Source organism: Streptomyces sp. NPDC006655, assembly GCF_040703965.1.
GTDB lineage: Bacteria > Actinomycetota > Actinomycetes > Streptomycetales > Streptomycetaceae > Streptomyces.
This window is the reverse complement of sequence record NZ_JBEYJU010000026.1, coordinates 34,257-50,633: the sequence shown is the minus strand read 5'-3', so window position 1 is coordinate 50,633 and position 16,377 is coordinate 34,257. Positions and strand designations below refer to the sequence as shown.

Sequence of the window (16,377 nt, the reverse complement as noted above, 5' to 3'; positions counted from 1 at the left end):
AGTTTCACCGTGACCACCACGACCGACCTGGTGTCGTACGAGGACGCGCTGGCGTCGTACGACCCCGTCATGGGCCTTGAGGTCCATGTCGAACTCGGCACCAGGACCAAGATGTTCTGTGGCTGTTCGACCGAGCTGGGCGCCGAGCCCAACTCGCAGACCTGCCCGACCTGCCTCGGCCTGCCCGGCGCGCTCCCGGTCGTCAACGCGACCGGGGTCGAGTCCGCGATCAAGATCGGTCTCGCGCTGAACTGCGAGATCGCCGAGTGGTGCCGCTTCGCCCGGAAGAACTACTTCTATCCGGACATGCCGAAGAACTTCCAGACCTCCCAGTACGACGAGCCGATCGCCTTCAACGGCTACCTCGACGTGCAGCTGGAGGACGGCGAGACCTTCCGCGTGGAGATCGAGCGCGCCCACATGGAGGAGGACACCGGCAAGTCCACCCACGTGGGCGGCGCGACGGGCCGTATCCACGGCGCCTCGCACTCGCTGCTCGACTACAACCGCGCCGGCATCCCGCTCATCGAGATCGTCACCAAGCCGATCGAGGGCGCGGGCGAGCGTGCCCCCGAGGTGGCGCGGGCGTACGTCCGTGAGCTGCGCGAGGTCATCCGGGCGCTCGGTGTGTCCGAGGCCCGCATGGAGATGGGCCAGATGCGCTGCGACGTGAACCTGTCGCTGCGGCCCCACGGCACCGAGAAGTTCGGTACCCGCTCCGAGACGAAGAACGTGAACTCGCTGCGGTCCGTGGAGCGTGCGGCCCGTTTCGAGATCATGCGGCACGCGGCCGTGCTGAGCGGCGGCGGGACGATCGTCCAGGAGACCCGGCACTTCCACGAGGACACCGGGTCGACGACCTCGGGCCGCGTGAAGGAGGAGGCCGAGGACTACCGGTACTTCCCGGAGCCGGACCTGGTTCCCGTGGCGCCCTCGCGCGAGTGGGTCGAGGAGATCCGCTCGGCGCTGCCCGAGATGCCGCTGGCCCGCCGTACCCGGCTGCTCGCCGAGTGGGGCGTCTCCGCGGTCGAGATGCAGGCCATCCAGAACGCCGGGGCGCTGGACCTGATCGTCGCCACCATCGACGCCGGTGCCGACGCGGCCTCGGCCCGCAAGTGGTGGATGGGCGAACTGGCCCGCAGCGCCAACGAGTCGGGCACCTCGCTGGACGAGCTGGCGATCACCCCGGCGCAGGTCGCCCGGGTCACCGAGCTGGTCTCCAAGGGCGACCTCAACGACAAGCTGGCCCGTCAGGTCATCGAGGGCGTCCTCGCGGGCGAGGGCACCCCGGACGAGGTCGTGGACAAGCGCGGCCTCAAGGTCGTGTCGGACGAGGGCGCGCTCGGCAAGGCCGTCGAGGAGGCCATCGCCGGCAACCCCGGCATCGCCGACAAGATCCGCGGTGGCAAGGTGGCCGCGGCCGGTGCCCTGGTGGGCGCGGTCATGAAGGCGACCCGCGGTCAGGCCGACGCGGCCCGCGTGAAGGAACTGATCCTGGAGCAGCTCGGCGTCAGCGAGGGCTGAGCACCCGGTTCGCACGGTACGGCCCCGCGGGCGCTGCCCGCGGGGCCGTACCCGTCAGACGCGGCGGCCGGCGACCCGTACGAAGCCGGCACCGGGCCGCCATCCGGACGTGGACGCAACTGCCGGTCGGCCGCCGGGCCTCAGAGCGGCGCGGGACCACAGGCCGGCCGCGGTGCCCTGCGCGTGGAACTCCCCGGCCGGGAAGATCGCGGTCGTCGCGTCGCCTGCGGGCCCGTCAGGTCCTCGACGGACGGTCAGTCGGTCGGTTGGTGGTTTCGGTTCCGGTCATCGGTGAACGGGCTCCTTGTGATCTCCGTAGTGGTAGGCGATGCGTAGGAGCTCATGGGAACCGGCAGAAAATGCACCCGCTTCGGTCGTCGGCGAGGGGCCGGACAAGGCTGACCAGCTGAAGCCGGCCGTCCGGGCGGCGGACGACGAGGACGTCATCGAGGACGCCCGCCGGGCCCGCTGGATCGCCACCGTGACCGGGGTGCTGCTGGCCATGATGGGGGTCACCGCGTCCTCGATGAGGCTGAGCGGGGTGCCCGGCCTGGTGCCGGCCGCCTACGGTTCCGGCGCCGTGGTCTGCGTGCTCGCGTCGGTGCTCGGTGCCCGGGGCCGCACCCGCGTGGCCCTCTGGCTGATGATCCTGGGGGCCATGGTGATGGCCCTCGGAGACCAGTTCGACTAGGGCCCTTCTGATGGATCTCCGCGGCGTCGCGACGCCCGGCACGCACGCTCGACGCACGGGGTGCACGCCGATCGCACGCACCGAACGCCGCTCCTTCTCCCACGGAGATCCATCAGAAGGGCCCTAGGCGGCGGCCGGGTGACGTGATCACTGTGCTGAAGACGACCGCCTTCGGCATCGCGTCCCCCGAGTGCCGCGCCGCCCATGAGAGGCTCGACGACGTCGTGGCGGAACCGGAGAAGGAGCGACGCCCGGATGTACGCGATATCCCTGGGTGAGGGCGCCGAACTGCGGCCCCTGGAGGTCTGGCACGCCGAGGAACTGCTGGCGGACATCGACCGGGGGCGCGAGTCCATCGGGCGGCACATCGCCCTGGCCGACGTGATCCGGGACCTGGACGGCGCACGCGCCTACCTCCGTTCCTACGCCGACAAGCGGGCCGCCGACGCCGGCAGCCTGCACGGGGTGTGGCTGGACGGGCGGCTCGTCGGCGGGCTGCTGTTCCGGACCTGGGACACGGCCCAGGGGGTCTGCGAGGCCGGCTGCTGGCTGGAGCCCGCGGCCGCCGGGCGGGGGCTGGCCACCCGGGGCATGCGGATCCTTCTGGACTGGGCGTTTGACGAGCGCGGCATGCACCGTGTGGAGTGGCACGCGTCGTCCGCGAACGAAGCGAGCATCAACGTGGCCCGGCGGCTGGGCATGACCCGCGACGGCGTGCTGCGGGAGAACCACCCCCACCGGGGCGTGCGCACGGACACCGAGGTCTGGTCGGTGCTGGCCCCCGAGTGGCGTGCGGCACGCGCGCGTACCGCACAGCCCGATCATTAAGAGACCTCTCAGACAGCGTCCGTACGGTGCGAGGTATGGGAACGAAGACAGTGGACGGGGCCGGGACCGGCGCCGAGGCGAAGAACGACGAGACGGCGACGGAAGAGGCGGCGGTGGACACCAGCAAGGCTCCCGCCACGGCGGACACCACGAAGGCTCCGGCCGAGGGACCTGCGGAGACCGGGGCGGAGACCGGGAGCGTGGCTCCCGTGGCGGCCGCCGAGCCGGAGGCGGAGGACTCCGACGAGCTGACCGAGGAGGAGCCGGACGCCCTCGCCGAGGAGGAGCAGCAGGGCCCGTCCGGCGTCGGCCAGGGCGCCGGCGCCGTCGTCTCCGTCGCGCTCGGCCTGGTCTCCCTCACGGGCGGCTGGATCGGTACGGTCGCCGCGGCCCGCGAGACCCTCATAGGCCAGCTCCAGACCTCGTCGAGCGCGAGCGTCGCCAAGCAGGTCAAGGAGGTGTACGGCGACGCGTGGCAGACCACCGCGCTGTGGGCCGGCCTGTTCGCGCTGGCCGCGCTGATCACCGGCGTCGTGGTGCTCGTCAGGCCCGCCTTCGGCGCGCCCGGCCGGGCGCAGGCGCCGTGGATCAAGTCGGTCGCCTGGGCTGGTGTCGCGCTCGGCGTCATCGGTCTGCTGCTGGCGGTCCTCAAGTACTCCGACGCACTCCTCGGCCTGCCCTCGACCGGCTGAGGAAAAACGCAGGTCACCAGGGGCCTCAGAGCGGTCGTAAGCACCTTACGGACGCTCTGAGGCCCCTTACGCGTACCCAGGCCGCCGCGGCCGCCCGAAGATGCGGAACTCTCCCGATGCGGCGCACCCCCCTGGCAGACGAAGGTGGAGCCATCGCAGAAAGCGAAGCCCCACCGACTCCTCCTCCAAGGGAACCGCCATGTTCGCGTACGAACTCCACCAGATCCGGTCCGCCGAACTGCGCCGGCAGGCCGCCGACGCCCGCCTCGTCCGCGAGGCCGTCCGCTCCCGCCGCACCGGCCGCCGCACGGCGGCGGCCGGCGGCGCCGCGGAGCCGGCCGAGTCCCATACCGTCGGCCGGGGCGGGAGCCGGCTCCCACGCCCGGCATGACCGGGACCCGGCCGGGCGGCGACGCCCGCCCGCAGGCCGGGACAACAGCCGCCGGCGGCCGGACGGGGGTCGGCCGCCGGCACCCCCCTTCGCCATCGACTCATACGACAAGCGCACTGGCGCTGTGGAAAACCGCTGCCGTCCCCTCCGCGCCCCGTGCGATGCTCTGGCCTGTGGAGACCAGGTCCGTGAGTCCCGTGTTCGTAGGCCGCAGCGACGAGTTGGAGGCCCTCGACGAGGCGCTCACCCGCGCCGGGGCCGCCGAGCCGCAGGCGCTGCTGCTCGGCGGCGAGGCCGGCGTCGGCAAGACCCGGCTGGTCGAGGAGTTCGCCACGGCCGCCTGCCGCAGGGGCGCGGTCGTCGCGCTCGGCGGCTGCGTGGAGATCGGCGCCGACGGGCTGCCGTTCGCCCCCTTCTCCAGCGCGCTGCGCACCCTGCGGGCCGCCCTGCCCGACGAGTGGGCCGCGGCCGCCGCAGGCCAGGAGGAGGAACTGGCCCGGCTGCTGCCGGAACTCGGCGAGGCCACCACCAGCCGCCACGACGAACAGGGCACCGCCCGCCTCTTCGAACTCGCCGCCCGGCTCCTGGAACGGATCGCCGCCGACCGCACCGTGGTCCTCGTCCTGGAGGACCTGCACTGGTCCGACGCCTCCACCCGCCACCTCCTCGCCTACCTGCTGCGCACCCTGCGTACCGGCCGGCTCGTCGTCCTCGCCACCTACCGCTCCGACGACATCCACCGCCGCCACCCGCTGCGCCCGCTGCTCGCCGAACTCGACCGGCTGCGCACCGTCCACCGCCTCGAGCTCGCCCGCTTCAACCGCGAGGAGGTCGGCCGCCAGATCGCCGGCATCCTGGCCGCCGAACCCGACCCCGCCCAGGTCGACGAGATCTACGACCGCTCCGACGGCAACGCCTTCTTCGTCGAGGAACTCGCCGTCGCCGGCGCCGAGAGCTGCCGCACCGGCCTCACCGACTCGCTGCGCGACCTGCTCCTGGTGCGCGTCGAGGCGCTGCCGGAGAGCGCCCAGCGGGTCGCCAGGATCGTCGCCGAGGGCGGCTCCACCGTCGAGTACCGGCTCCTGGAGGCCGTCGCCGGGCTCGCCGAGGACGACCTCATCGAGGCGCTGCGGGCCGCGGTCGGCGCCAACATCCTCACCCCCACGCCGGCCGGCGACGGCTACCGCTTCCGGCACTCCCTGGTCCGTGAGGCCGTCGCCGACGACCTGCTGCCCGGCGAACGCTCGCGGCTCAACCGGCGCTACGCCGAAGCCCTGGAGGCCGACCCCGCCCTGGTGCCGGCCGACGCGCGGGTGACCCGCCTCGCCAGCTACTGGTACCAGGCCCATGATCCCGCCAAGGCGCTGCCCGCCGTCCTCGACGCCTCCGTCGTGGCCCGCCGCAGGCACGCCTACAGCGAGCAACTGAGACTGCTGGAACGGGCGATGGAACTGTGGGACACCGCCCCCGAGGAGATCCGCGCCGCCCTGCGCCCCGTCGACTACACCGACGTCTACCCTCCCTGCGGCTGCGACCCGGTCACCACCCCGCTGCGCTACCTCGACCTGATGGCGGAGGCGGCGGTCGCCGGCCGCTTCTGCGGTGAGCGGGAACGCGCCCTGAAGATCACCAAGAAGGCGCTGCGGGTCCTCGAGGACGACGATGACGCGCAGCGCGCGGCCTGGTTCTGGGTGCAGCGCTCCCGCCTGGTCCAAGGGCTGGGCCGCGGCGACGGCTGGCAGGAGCTCGGCACCGCCCAGGACCTGGTACGGGGTCTGCCGCCCTCGGAGGTGCACGCCGACGTACTGGCCAACGTGGCTGCCTGGTCGATGCTCCATGAACCCGGCCCCGAGGCCCTCGCCGCCGCCGAACGGGCCGTGGAGTACGCGCGTATGGTCGGCGCCCGCGAGATCGAGCTCAACGCCCGCATCACCCTCGGCTGCCTCATGGTCGACGCAGGTGACGTCGGGAACGGGCTCCGGGAACTGGAGCGGGTCAGGGACGCCGCCCTCCAGGAAGGGGTCGCGCATGTCGCGGGCCGTGCCTACGTGAACCTGCCGTCCGAACTGGACTCGGTCGGCAGGTCCCGCGAGTCCGTGCCGATCTTGCGGGAAGGGCTGGTCTTCGCCCGCCGGTTCGGCCTGTTGGACTCGGAGGCGTGGATCTGGGGCAACCTCTCCGACTCGCTGTACACCCTCGGCCAGTGGGACGAAGCCGCCGAAGCCGCCGCGGGCGCCCTCGGCTCCGCGGCCAGCGCCAAACCCCGGGGCGCCGGCGCGCTGCGCCTGGCCCATATCGCCCTCGCCAGGGGTGACGCCGAAGAGGCCGCCCGCCAACTGGCCATCTCCCACGCCCACTACGGCACCCATGACCCCATGCCGCAGGCGCTGCTGCCGTTGGTTCGGATCACCATCGGCGTCGCCGCCGCGCAGGGCCGGCTCCTGGACGCCCGTACCGAACTGGACCGGGCCCTGGGGTTCGGCTTCTGGCCCGGCACCCAGCGCTACGGCTGGCCCCTGCTGCTGGCCGCCGCCACCGCCGAGGCCGACGCCCGGGCCCTGCCCGCGGCCGCCGACGGCCGCGCCGAGGTCCTCGACCGGCTCGCCGAAGCGGTGCGCAAGCTCGCCACCGGCGCGCCCGTCTGGCAGGCGTACGAGCGCTGGACCCGCGCCGAACTGCACCGTGCCCACGGCACCGACACCGCCGCCCTCTGGTCGGACGTGGTCACCGACTTCGAGACCCTGGACCGCCCCTACGACCTCGCCCGGGTCCGCCGCCGGCTCGCCCAGGCGCTGCTCGAAGAGGCCGCCGGTGACGACGAGCGCGAGCGGGCACGGGAACTGCTCCGCCTGTCCGGTGCGGTCGCCGAGCACCTGGGCGCCCGTCCGCTGGCGGACGCCGTCGCCCTGCTCGCCCTGCGCGCCCGTCTCACCCTCACCGGCAAGACCCCCGGCCGGGCCCTCGGCCCCGCCGAGAGCCTCGGTCTCACCAGCCGGGAGCGGGACGTACTGCGCCTGGTCTCGGTCGGCCGCACCAACCGTCAGATCGCCGAGGAGCTGTTCATATCCCCGAAGACGGCGAGCGTCCACGTCTCGAACATTCTGGGCAAGCTGGGCGTTGCAGGGAGGGGCGAGGCAGCGGCGGTGGCCCACAGACTGGGGTTGTTCCCCGCCGAGGCCCTCGACCCGACCAGGTAGCGGGACCGGCCCAGGAGGCACCGTGTTCAACATGTTCGACGAGCTCTTCGCACCCGGCCGCAAGCACACCCACGACGAGCAGAAACGGCTGGAACTCACCCGGGAGGACGTGGGGGACACGGATCCCGGACGCGGTCCGATAGACCTCGCGTCCGGCAAGGTCGTCATACGCCTTCCCCAGGAGGAGCCCGAGGCGGAGCCCGCCGAGGACTCGGATGACGACTCGGGTGACGCCCCCGGCGACGACAGGGTGTGAGCGGCGCCGCCTACTTCACCTCCAGCTCGAGAATCCGGTCGTCGCCGGCCTTCGGCCGGCCCCGTCCGTCCGTGTTGCTGGTCACCAGCCACACCTTGTCGCCGCCCGCCGCCACCACCGTCCGCAGCCGGCCGTACTCGCCGGTGAGGAATGCCTGCGGTGCGGCGGCCGCGGTCGTGCCCCGGAGCGGAACCCGCCACAGCCGCTGCCCCTTCAGGGCCGCCATCCAGACGACCCCGTTCACGTAGGCGATCCCGCTGGGGGAGGCGTCGTCGGTGTGCCACTGGGCGATCGGGTTCACGTACTTCGGGTCGCCGGACCTGCCCTCCGCGTTCGGCCAGCCGTAGTCGCCGCCGGGCTTGATGGCGTTCAGCTCGTCCCAGGTGTCCTGACCGAACTCCGAGGCGAACAGCCGCTGCTTGTCGTCCCAGGCCAGACCCTGCACGTTGCGGTGGCCGTAGGTGTAGACGGGCGAGTCCGGGAACGGGTTGCCGGGGGCCGGATCGCCCTCCGGGGTCAGCCGCAGGATCTTCCCGCCCAGTGACCCCTTGTCCTGGGCGAGACCACGCCGCCCGCTCTCGCCGGTGCCCACGTAGAGCATGCCGTCGGGGCCGAAGGCGATCCGGCCGCCGTTGTGGATGAACCCCTTGGGGATGCCCTTGAAGATCGTGTCGGGGGCGCCCAGCTGCTCTCCCGCCGGCTTGTTCGCGTCCCACAGCATCCGCACGATCCGGTTGTCGGAGGCCGAGGTGAAGTAGGCGTAGATCATGTGGTCCGAGGCGAATCCGGGGGAGAGGGCGATACCGAGCAGGCCGCCCTCACCGGCGGCGGCCACGCCCGACACCGTGCCCAGCTCCGTGAGCTTCCCGGTCCTCTCGTCGACCTTGCTGATCGTCCCGTCGTCCCGGTCGGAGACCAGCAGCCCGCCCCCGTCGGGCAACACTGCGAGCCCCCAGGGCGACTTCAGCCCCTGGGCGACGGTCCGCACCACCCTGACCGACCCCGTGGCGGGCGCGACGGCCTCGGCGGACGCGGAGGCGGACGCACCGGCCGACGCACTCTCGGCCCAGGGCGCCGTGGGCGCCCCGCCGCCCCCGCCCCCGGAGGAACACCCGCCGACGAGCAGAACCCCGGCAGCGGCCAACACAGCGGTCGAACCTCGACGTTGCACGATCACGGCCCCTTCCCGGCAGTCTCCACCGACGTTAGTGCAGCGCCCCACGACCCAGCCGCACCGAACCGACGACAGAAGTCGGCGGTCACTCAGTCCCACGACCCCTGAGCCGCGGGCAACCGCGCCAGCTCGGCAAGATCTCCCGCACTCAGCCGCACCTCCACGGCCCCGGCGTTCTCGGCCACCCAACGCCCCCGCTTCGTCCCCGGCACCGGGACCACGTGTGCCCCCTGCGCCAGCACCCACGCCAGCGCCACCTGGGCGGCTGTGACCTCACCCCCGTACCGCCCCGCGACCCTCCGCAGTCCCGCGACGATCGGCTGGTTCGCCGCCATCATCTCCGCCGTGAACCGGGGGTGCCGGGCCCGCAGGTCATCCGGTTCGAACCCCTCACCCGGCCGGAGCGTCCCGGTGAGGAAGCCGTTGCCCAGCGGCATCGCGGCAAGGAAACCGACGCCCCGTGCCGCGCACCACGGCAGCAACGCCTCCAGCGCCTCCGGCGACCACACCGACAGCTCCGCCTGCACCGCGCTCACCGGAAAGACCTGCTGCACCCGCCGAAGCTGCCGCAATGTGGCGTCATGCATCCGCGCCCCCGACCTGCGCCCCCCGCGCGCCCCCACGGCGCACAACCCCAGCGCGCGCACCTTCCCCGCCTGCACCAGTTCCGACATGGCGCCCCAGGTCTCCTCGACGGGAACCTCCGGATCGGCGCGGTGCAACTGGTAGAGGTCTATGACGTCCGTCTGGAGCCGGCGCAGCGACGCGTCGCAGGCCCGCTTCACGTACCCGGGCCGGCCGTTCGCCACGATGTGCTGGTCGCCCACCAGCAGCCCCACCTTCGTCGACACGAAGGCCTCGGCCCGCCGCTCCCTGAGCACCCGGCCCAGCAGCAGCTCATTGGTGAACGGCCCGTACATGTCCGCGGTGTCCAGCAGCGTCACGCCCAGGTCCAGCGCCCGGTGCACCGCTCTCACCGACTCGTCGCCCCGCTGTCGCGAACCGCTGTACGCCCAGCTCATCGGCATGCACCCGAGTCCGACGGCCCCCACCGCGAGCGCCCCCGCGCCGATCGTCCTGCGCTCCACCAGCCCGTGAACCTCCTTCTTGGACCCCCCAACCTAACCTCTGCGCGATCACGCCCCTGACATAGCCTCCTGACCATGACCCAAGACGCATGGCTGCCCATCCCGCCGGACGAGTTCACAGAGCTGCCCGCAGGGCTCGACTATCTGTTCTGGGACGGTGGTCAGGAGTTTCCCGGTGACCCGGCCGACTGCGCCGTCTACGTCGTCCCCTACATGAAGCGGCAGGCCGTGAAGGTGCGGCCGCTTCAGGGGATGCGCAACGTCCGGCTCATCCAGACCCTCACCGCCGGCGTCGACGACATGATCGCGGCCAAGGACCACATCGTCCCCGGCGTCCAGTTGTGCAACGCGCGCGGCGTGCACGAGGCGAGCACCGCCGAACTGGCGCTCGCCCTGACGCTGGCGTCGCTGCGCGGCATCCCGGGGTTCGTCCGGGCCCAGCAGCAGGAGCACTGGCAGAGCGGCTTCCACCCCGCCCTCGCCGACCGCAACGTCCTCATCGTCGGCTACGGCGCCATCGGCGAGGCCATCGAGGACCGGCTCGTGCCCTTCGAGCTTGCGCGGGTGGCGCGTGTTGCGCGCTCCGGGCGCGCATCAGCGCGCGGTCCCGTGCATCCGCTCACCGAACTGCCGCATCTGCTTCCGGAAGCCGATGTCGTCATCCTCTCCACGCCTCTCACGGACACCACACGCGGCCTCGTCGACGCCGAGTTCCTCGCCCGGATGAAGGACGGCGCACTGCTCGTGAACGTCGCACGCGGGCCCGTCGTGGACACCAAGGCCCTGCTCGCCGAACTGGAGAGCGGCCGTATCACCGCGGCCCTGGACGTCACCGATCCCGAGCCGCTGCCGGCCGGACACCCGCTGTGGCAGGCGCCCGGTGTGCTGATCAGCCCTCATGTCGGCGGCCCCACCTCGGCTTTCCTGCCCCGCGCGAAGCGCCTCGTCACCGAGCAGCTGAACCGCTTCGTGAACCGGGAGCCGCTGCGCAACGTGATCCTCACGACGGGATCCGCCGCCGGCTGACCCCCGCGGCAACGCGCCCGCGATCCGCTTCCGGCACGGTCCGCAACCTCCCGGGTGCGGTGCGTGCGGGCATAGTCGCTGGTCGTCACGGAGCGTAGAGAAGCTATGTCCCTGAGTGACGAGACTGGTGTATCGTCCCGACAGGGGCTGCGCCGTGAGCCGTTCGGCGCCGGGGACGGACATGTCAGATTTGTGAGGGGGGCGACGGGCGATGCACGGCCTATGGACGAACGATCCGACGCGGCAAAGCCGCCGGCGGCGACCCTGGCGCACAGCTGCGCGCAGACGCGGCCACCACACCAACCATCACCAGCACGGGCACAGCGGACGCGGGCGGCACCTCCATCCGGCGCACCGGCACCCGAGGCACCCGGGAGCGGCGCGGACCAGGAGGATCCGGTGACAGCGTCGACGCCCGTGACGACCCCCCTCCCCGGAGCGCTGCGGGCACAGCCTCCGGCAGGGATGCCGCAGTCCCGGCCGCCGGCCGTCGGCGGCCGGACCGGCATGGTCCGCCAACTCGTCCTGGCCCTGATCTGCGCGGGATACGCCGTCGGTTCCGCGTTCGACTGGGGCTGCAACCAACTCGCCCTGTTCATGGGCGACTTCGGTCTGACCGCGGCCGCCGGCACCGCCGCCGTGTCGTGCTTCGTCTACGCCCGCTCCCCGCGGGTCCGCTTTCGATCCGCCTGGCTGCTGTTCGCCCTCTCCTCGGCGATGGCGGCCCTGGGCAACGCGGTGTGGGGATGGTACGAGGTCGTGCTCCAGCGGCCGGTGCCCAGCCCCAGCTACGCCGACCTGTTCTTCCTGTGCTTCGCGCCGCCCGCCATCGTCGGTCTGCTGGTGCTGGCCAAGCGGCCGGTGACCAAGGCCGGCTGGATCTGCCTGGGCCTGGACGCCTGGCTGATCGGCGGCTCGCTGCTCACCCTGTCCTGGAGCCTCGCGCTCGCCCAGGCCGCCCGGTTCGACGGGCCCAGCGTCGCACACACCGCGCTCTCGCTGGCGTACCCGCTGCTGGACATCGCCCTGGTCAGCATGGTGCTCGCGCTGCACTTCCGGCGTTCGCCCGGCAACCGCACCGCGGTGAACACCGCGATCGGCGCGCTCGCGCTCACCGTGATGTGCGACGCCCTGTTCACCTCGCCGCTGCTGCACAGCAGTTACCGCTCGGGGCAGCTGCTGGACGCGGGCTGGTTCGCCGGGTCGCTGCTGCTGGCGTACGCCCCCTGGGCCGCGCCCCGGCCGCAGGGCGCCCAGGAGCCCGAAGGGCACACGCGCGTCGTCCACGAACACGTGCCCGGCGGGCGGCCCCCGGCGCCCCGGCAGCCGTCCGCGCCCGCCCCGGGAGGGGATCACAGCCGTTACCCGGCCGGCCGCCCGATCACCGGCTCCCTGGCCGCCCTCACCCCGTACCTGGCCGCCGGCGTGTGCACCCTGGGCATCCTCTACAACGTCCTCGACGGCCGCAGCCCCGACCACGTGGTCCTGATCACCGCCGGGTGCGTGGTCCTCGCGCTCGTCGTACGCCAGGGCATCATGCTGCTCGACAACATCACCCTCACCCAGGAACTGGCGCAGCAGGAGAACCACTTCCGCTCCCTGGTGCAGGGCTCCAGCGACGTCATCATGATCGCCGCGCCCAACGGCATCCTCCGGTACGTCTCCCCGGCGGCCGCCGGGGTCTACGGACGGGCCGCCGAGGACCTGGTGGGCTCGGAACTGGCCAGCCTCATCCACCCGGAGGACCTCGGCTGCGTGGTGCACGAGGTGCGCCGCTTCCTCGCCGCCAGGCCCCAGGAGGAACCGACCACCCGGATCGAGTGCCGTTTCCGGTCCGGCGAGGGCGGCTGGCTCAACGTCGAGTCCACCGTCAACCGGCACCACGGCGGCCTCATCTTCAACAGCCGGGACGTCACCGAGAGAGTGCGGCTCCAGGCGCAGCTCCAGCACAACGCCGAGCACGACCCGCTCACCGACCTGCCCAACCGCGCCCTGTTCACCCGGCGTGTCCAGCAGGCGCTGTCCGGCCGCCGCTCCTCGGACCGGGGCCCCGCCCTCAGGAACACGGCGGTGCTCTTCATCGACCTGGACGGGTTCAAGGCCGTCAACGACACGATCGGGCACCAGGCCGGGGACGAACTGCTCGTCCAGGCCGCGCGCAGACTCCAGGACGCGGTCCGCCACGGCGACACCGCCTCCCGGCTGGGCGGCGACGAGTTCGCGGCGCTGATCGTCGGGGACGGCACCCGTGACCGCAGTGCCCGGGAGCGGCACATCCTGGAGCTCGCCGACCGCCTCAGGGTGACCCTCTCCCAGCCGTACCTGATTGACGGCAACGATGTCCGTGTCAACGCGTCCATCGGCGTCGCCTTCGCCGAACCGGGCCTCGGAGCGGGCGAGTTGCTGCGCAACGCCGACCTGGCGATGTACCGCGCCAAGTCGGCGGGCAAGGGCCGCGTCGAGCTGTACAAGCCACAGATGCAGCAGGACGTCGTACGCAAGGCGGAACTGGCCACCCGGCTGCGGGCGGCGCTGCACGACGGCGAGTTCGCGCTGCTGCACCAGCCCGTGGTGCGCCTGGAGACCGGCCGGATCGAATCGGTCTCCGCGCAGGCGCGCTGGCGCTCCTCGCAGGGGGTGCTGTTCACGCCGGCCGAGTTCCTTCGGGTGGCCGAGGACAGCGACAAGACCGCCGAGCTGGACCGGTGGATCTTCCAGCAGGCGGTCGAACAGGCCGCCGAGCGGGCCGCGGGCGGGCTGGTGGTGCCGGTCGCCGTGCGCCTGAGCGCCCGGCGGCTGCTCGACCGGTCCTCGCCGCTCGGCTCCGTCGAGGCCCTGCTCACCCGGCACGGGCTGCCCTCCGGCTCGCTCGTCCTGGAACTGTCCGACACCGATCCCAGGATCCCGCTGGACGAGCTGGAGCGTCGGCTGACCGCGCTCAGCAGGCACGGCGTCCGGATCGCGCTGGACGGCTTCGGCAGCGGCTACGCGGCGATCACGGCGCTCAGGAAGCTCCCCGTCGACGTACTCAAACTCGACCGCGGTCTGGTCGAGGGGATCGTCGAGTCGCCCCGGCTGTACAAGATCACCAGCGGGCTGCTGCGGATCGCCGGCGACCTGGGCCTCCAGTCCGTCGCCGAGGGCGTGGACCTGCCCGAACAGGTCACCGCGCTGCGCGCGATGGGCTGCACCCACGGCATGGGGATGGCCTTCTCCGGCCCGGTGGACGAGTACCGGCTGCGCCGGGCGCTCGGCTCCGGCCACTACCCGGTCCCGCACGCACCGGCCGAGCCGGCCTTCGCAGGGGGCGGCGCGGGGGTGTACACCAGTGGTGTGCCCGCGGTGCTCGGAGGCGGAAGTGCCCTTCGCTCACATAATGAGACTCCCGTCCCACCCACTTGACACGTGGTGCGCGTCAGAGGGAGGGTCAGTCCCATGCGCACCCGAATTCTCGTACTTGGACAGCGCGTCGGCTGAACTGGGACCCACCGGAGACGGCTCCGGAAACCCCAGCGACCACACCGGCGCGCTCCCCTCGCTTGCCTTTTGGCACGAGGGGTTTTTTGTTGCACCAGCACCACTCGTACAGCATGCGTACGACAGCAGAATCCCGTACGAACCTCGCAAAAACCCTCAGCATCGAGAAGAGAATGCCGATGACCGAGCAGAGCGCCGCGGCCCACCATCCGCAGCCGCGGCCCCGTTCCGGAGGACAGCAGTCCGCCCCCGTCGAGCACGTCACGGGTGCGAAGTCCCTCATCCGCTCCCTCGAGGAGGTCGGCGCTGACACGGTATTCGGCATCCCCGGCGGCGCGATCCTGCCCGCCTACGACCCGCTGATGGACTCCACCCGGGTGCGCCACGTCCTGTGCCGGCACGAGCAGGGCGCCGGTCACGCCGCCACCGGCTACGCGCAGGCCACCGGCAAGGTCGGCGTCTGCATGGCGACCAGCGGCCCGGGTGCCACCAACCTGGTGACGCCGATCGCGGACGCGCACATGGACTCGGTGCCGCTCGTGGCGATCACCGGGCAGGTCGCGTCCTCCTCGATCGGCACGGACGCCTTCCAGGAGGCGGACATCGTCGGCATCACCATGCCGATCACCAAGCACAACTTCCTGGTCACCAAGGCCGAGGACATCCCGCGGACCATCGCCCAGGCGTTCCACATCGCCTCGACCGGCCGTCCCGGCCCGGTCCTGGTGGACATCGCCAAGGACGCCCTCCAGGCGAAGACCACCTTCTCCTGGCCGCCGGTCATGGACCTGCCCGGCTACCGCCCGGTGACCAAGCCGCACGCCAAGCAGATCCGCGAGGCCGCCAAGCTGATCACCTCCGCGAAGCGGCCCGTCCTCTACGTCGGCGGCGGCGTCATCAAGGCGCGCGCCACCGCCGAGCTGAAGGTCCTCGCCGAACTCACCGGAGCGCCCGTCACCACCACCCTGATGGCGCTCGGCGCGTTCCCCGACAGCCACCCGCTGCACGTGGGAATGCCGGGCATGCACGGTGCGGTCACCGCCGTCACCGCGCTGCAGAAGGCCGACCTGATCGTCGCCCTCGGAGCCCGCTTCGACGACCGTGTCACCGGCAAGCTGGACAGCTTCGCCCCGTACGCGAAGATCGTCCACGCCGACATCGACCCCGCGGAGATCGGCAAGAACCGCGCCGCCGACGTGCCGATCGTCGGGGACGCCCGCGAGGTCATCGCCGACCTGATCCAGGCCGTGCAGAAGGAGCACAGCGAGGGCCACCAGGGTGACTACACCGCATGGTGGAAGGACCTCTCCCGGTGGCGCGACACCTACCCGCTCGGCTACGACCAGCCGGACAACGGCTCGCTCTCCCCGCAGCAGGTCATCGAGCGCATCGGGCAGCTCGCCCCGGAGGGCACGATCTTCGCGGCGGGCGTCGGCCAGCACCAGATGTGGGCCGCGCACTTCATCCAGTACGAGAAGCCCGCCACCTGGCTGAACTCCGGCGGCGCCGGAACCATGGGCTACGCGGTCCCGGCCGCCATGGGCGCCAAGGCCGGCGCGCCCGGCAACACCGTCTGGGCGGTCGACGGCGACGGCTGCTTCCAGATGACCAACCAGGAGCTCACCACCTGCGCCCTGAACAACATCCCGATCAAGGTCGCCATCATCAACAACGGCGCCCTCGGGATGGTCCGCCAGTGGCAGACCCTCTTCTACAACCAGCGGTACTCCAACACGGTGCTGCACTCCGGGCCGGACGACGTCAACCCGGACGCGCGCGGCACCCGGGTCCCCGACTTCGTCAAGCTGTCGGAGGCCATGGGCTGCCACGCCATCCGCTGCGAGTCCCCGGACGACCTCGACAAGGTCATCGAAGAGGCGAACTCCATCAACGACCGCCCCGTCGTCGTCGACTTCATCGTCCACGAGGACGCCATGGTGTGGCCGATGGTCGCCGCCGGCACCTCCAACGACGAGATCCTGGCCGCCCGGGACGTCCGCCCCGACTTCGGCGACAACGAAGACGACTGAGCG

The 16,377-nt window shown here is 72.1% G+C and carries 12 protein-coding genes; 10 read left to right on the top strand and 2 right to left on the bottom strand.

The genetic code is table 11. The annotated features are described in order from the left end of the window. Positions 1-9 precede the first annotated feature (9 nt). From gatB to AB0958_RS17405, 7 genes are all read left to right on the top strand, one after another. Entirely contained in the window at positions 10-1,524 is a 1,515-nt protein-coding gene (gene gatB, locus AB0958_RS17435; RefSeq protein ID WP_366891288.1) for an Asp-tRNA(Asn)/Glu-tRNA(Gln) amidotransferase subunit GatB, read from the top strand. Positions 1,525-1,852: 328 nt separating this feature from the next. Then, a complete protein-coding gene (locus AB0958_RS17430) occupies positions 1,853-2,215 on the top strand; it encodes a hypothetical protein (RefSeq protein WP_366891287.1) in 363 nt (120 codons plus the stop codon). 255 nt (positions 2,216-2,470) lie between these two features. Next, positions 2,471-3,043: a GNAT family protein gene (locus AB0958_RS17425; protein WP_366891286.1), complete on the top strand. Its 573-nt coding sequence runs from the start codon at positions 2,471-2,473 to the stop codon at positions 3,041-3,043. A 35-nt stretch (positions 3,044-3,078) separates the two neighbouring features. Then, on the top strand, positions 3,079-3,735 hold the full coding sequence (locus tag AB0958_RS17420; protein ID WP_366891285.1) for a hypothetical protein: 657 nt from the start codon (positions 3,079-3,081) through the stop codon (positions 3,733-3,735). A 199-nt stretch (positions 3,736-3,934) separates the two neighbouring features. Beyond that, positions 3,935-4,126, top strand: coding sequence for a hypothetical protein (locus tag AB0958_RS17415; RefSeq protein WP_366891284.1), 192 nt, complete (start codon positions 3,935-3,937; stop codon positions 4,124-4,126). A gap of 161 nt (positions 4,127-4,287) precedes the next feature. Then, positions 4,288-7,323, top strand: a complete 3,036-nt coding sequence (locus AB0958_RS17410) for an AAA family ATPase (RefSeq protein WP_366891283.1) — start codon at positions 4,288-4,290, stop codon at positions 7,321-7,323. Between the two features lie 22 nt (positions 7,324-7,345). Further along, positions 7,346-7,579 carry a DUF6191 domain-containing protein gene (locus AB0958_RS17405; RefSeq protein ID WP_366891282.1) on the top strand — a complete coding sequence of 78 codons (234 nt, stop codon included), beginning with the start codon at positions 7,346-7,348 and terminating at the stop codon, positions 7,577-7,579. A gap of 10 nt (positions 7,580-7,589) precedes the next feature. Here the strand turns inward: AB0958_RS17405 and AB0958_RS17400 are convergent, their stop codons facing one another. Together AB0958_RS17400 and AB0958_RS17395 are read right to left on the bottom strand one after the other, a co-directional pair. Then, positions 7,590-8,756, bottom strand: a complete 1,167-nt coding sequence (locus AB0958_RS17400; RefSeq protein ID WP_366891281.1) for a PQQ-dependent sugar dehydrogenase — start codon at positions 8,754-8,756, stop codon at positions 7,590-7,592. Positions 8,757-8,842: 86 nt separating this feature from the next. Continuing rightward, a complete protein-coding gene (locus tag AB0958_RS17395; RefSeq protein ID WP_366891280.1) occupies positions 8,843-9,841 on the bottom strand; it encodes an aldo/keto reductase in 999 nt (332 codons plus the stop codon). A 75-nt stretch (positions 9,842-9,916) separates the two neighbouring features. Between AB0958_RS17395 and AB0958_RS17390 the strand changes: the two genes are divergently transcribed. The 3 genes from AB0958_RS17390 (at position 9,917) to AB0958_RS17380 (ending at position 16,374) form a co-directional block, all read left to right on the top strand. Continuing rightward, positions 9,917-10,867 (top strand): 2-hydroxyacid dehydrogenase, encoded by a 951-nt coding sequence (locus tag AB0958_RS17390; protein ID WP_366891279.1) that lies wholly within the window; start codon positions 9,917-9,919, stop codon positions 10,865-10,867. Between the two features lie 465 nt (positions 10,868-11,332). Continuing rightward, complete coding sequence (locus tag AB0958_RS17385; protein WP_366891338.1) at positions 11,333-14,269, top strand: EAL domain-containing protein; 2,937 nt, start codon at positions 11,333-11,335, stop codon at positions 14,267-14,269. A gap of 254 nt (positions 14,270-14,523) precedes the next feature. Next, a complete protein-coding gene (locus AB0958_RS17380) occupies positions 14,524-16,374 on the top strand; it encodes an acetolactate synthase large subunit (protein WP_132889741.1) in 1,851 nt (616 codons plus the stop codon). The last annotated feature ends 3 nt before the right edge of the window (positions 16,375-16,377 follow it).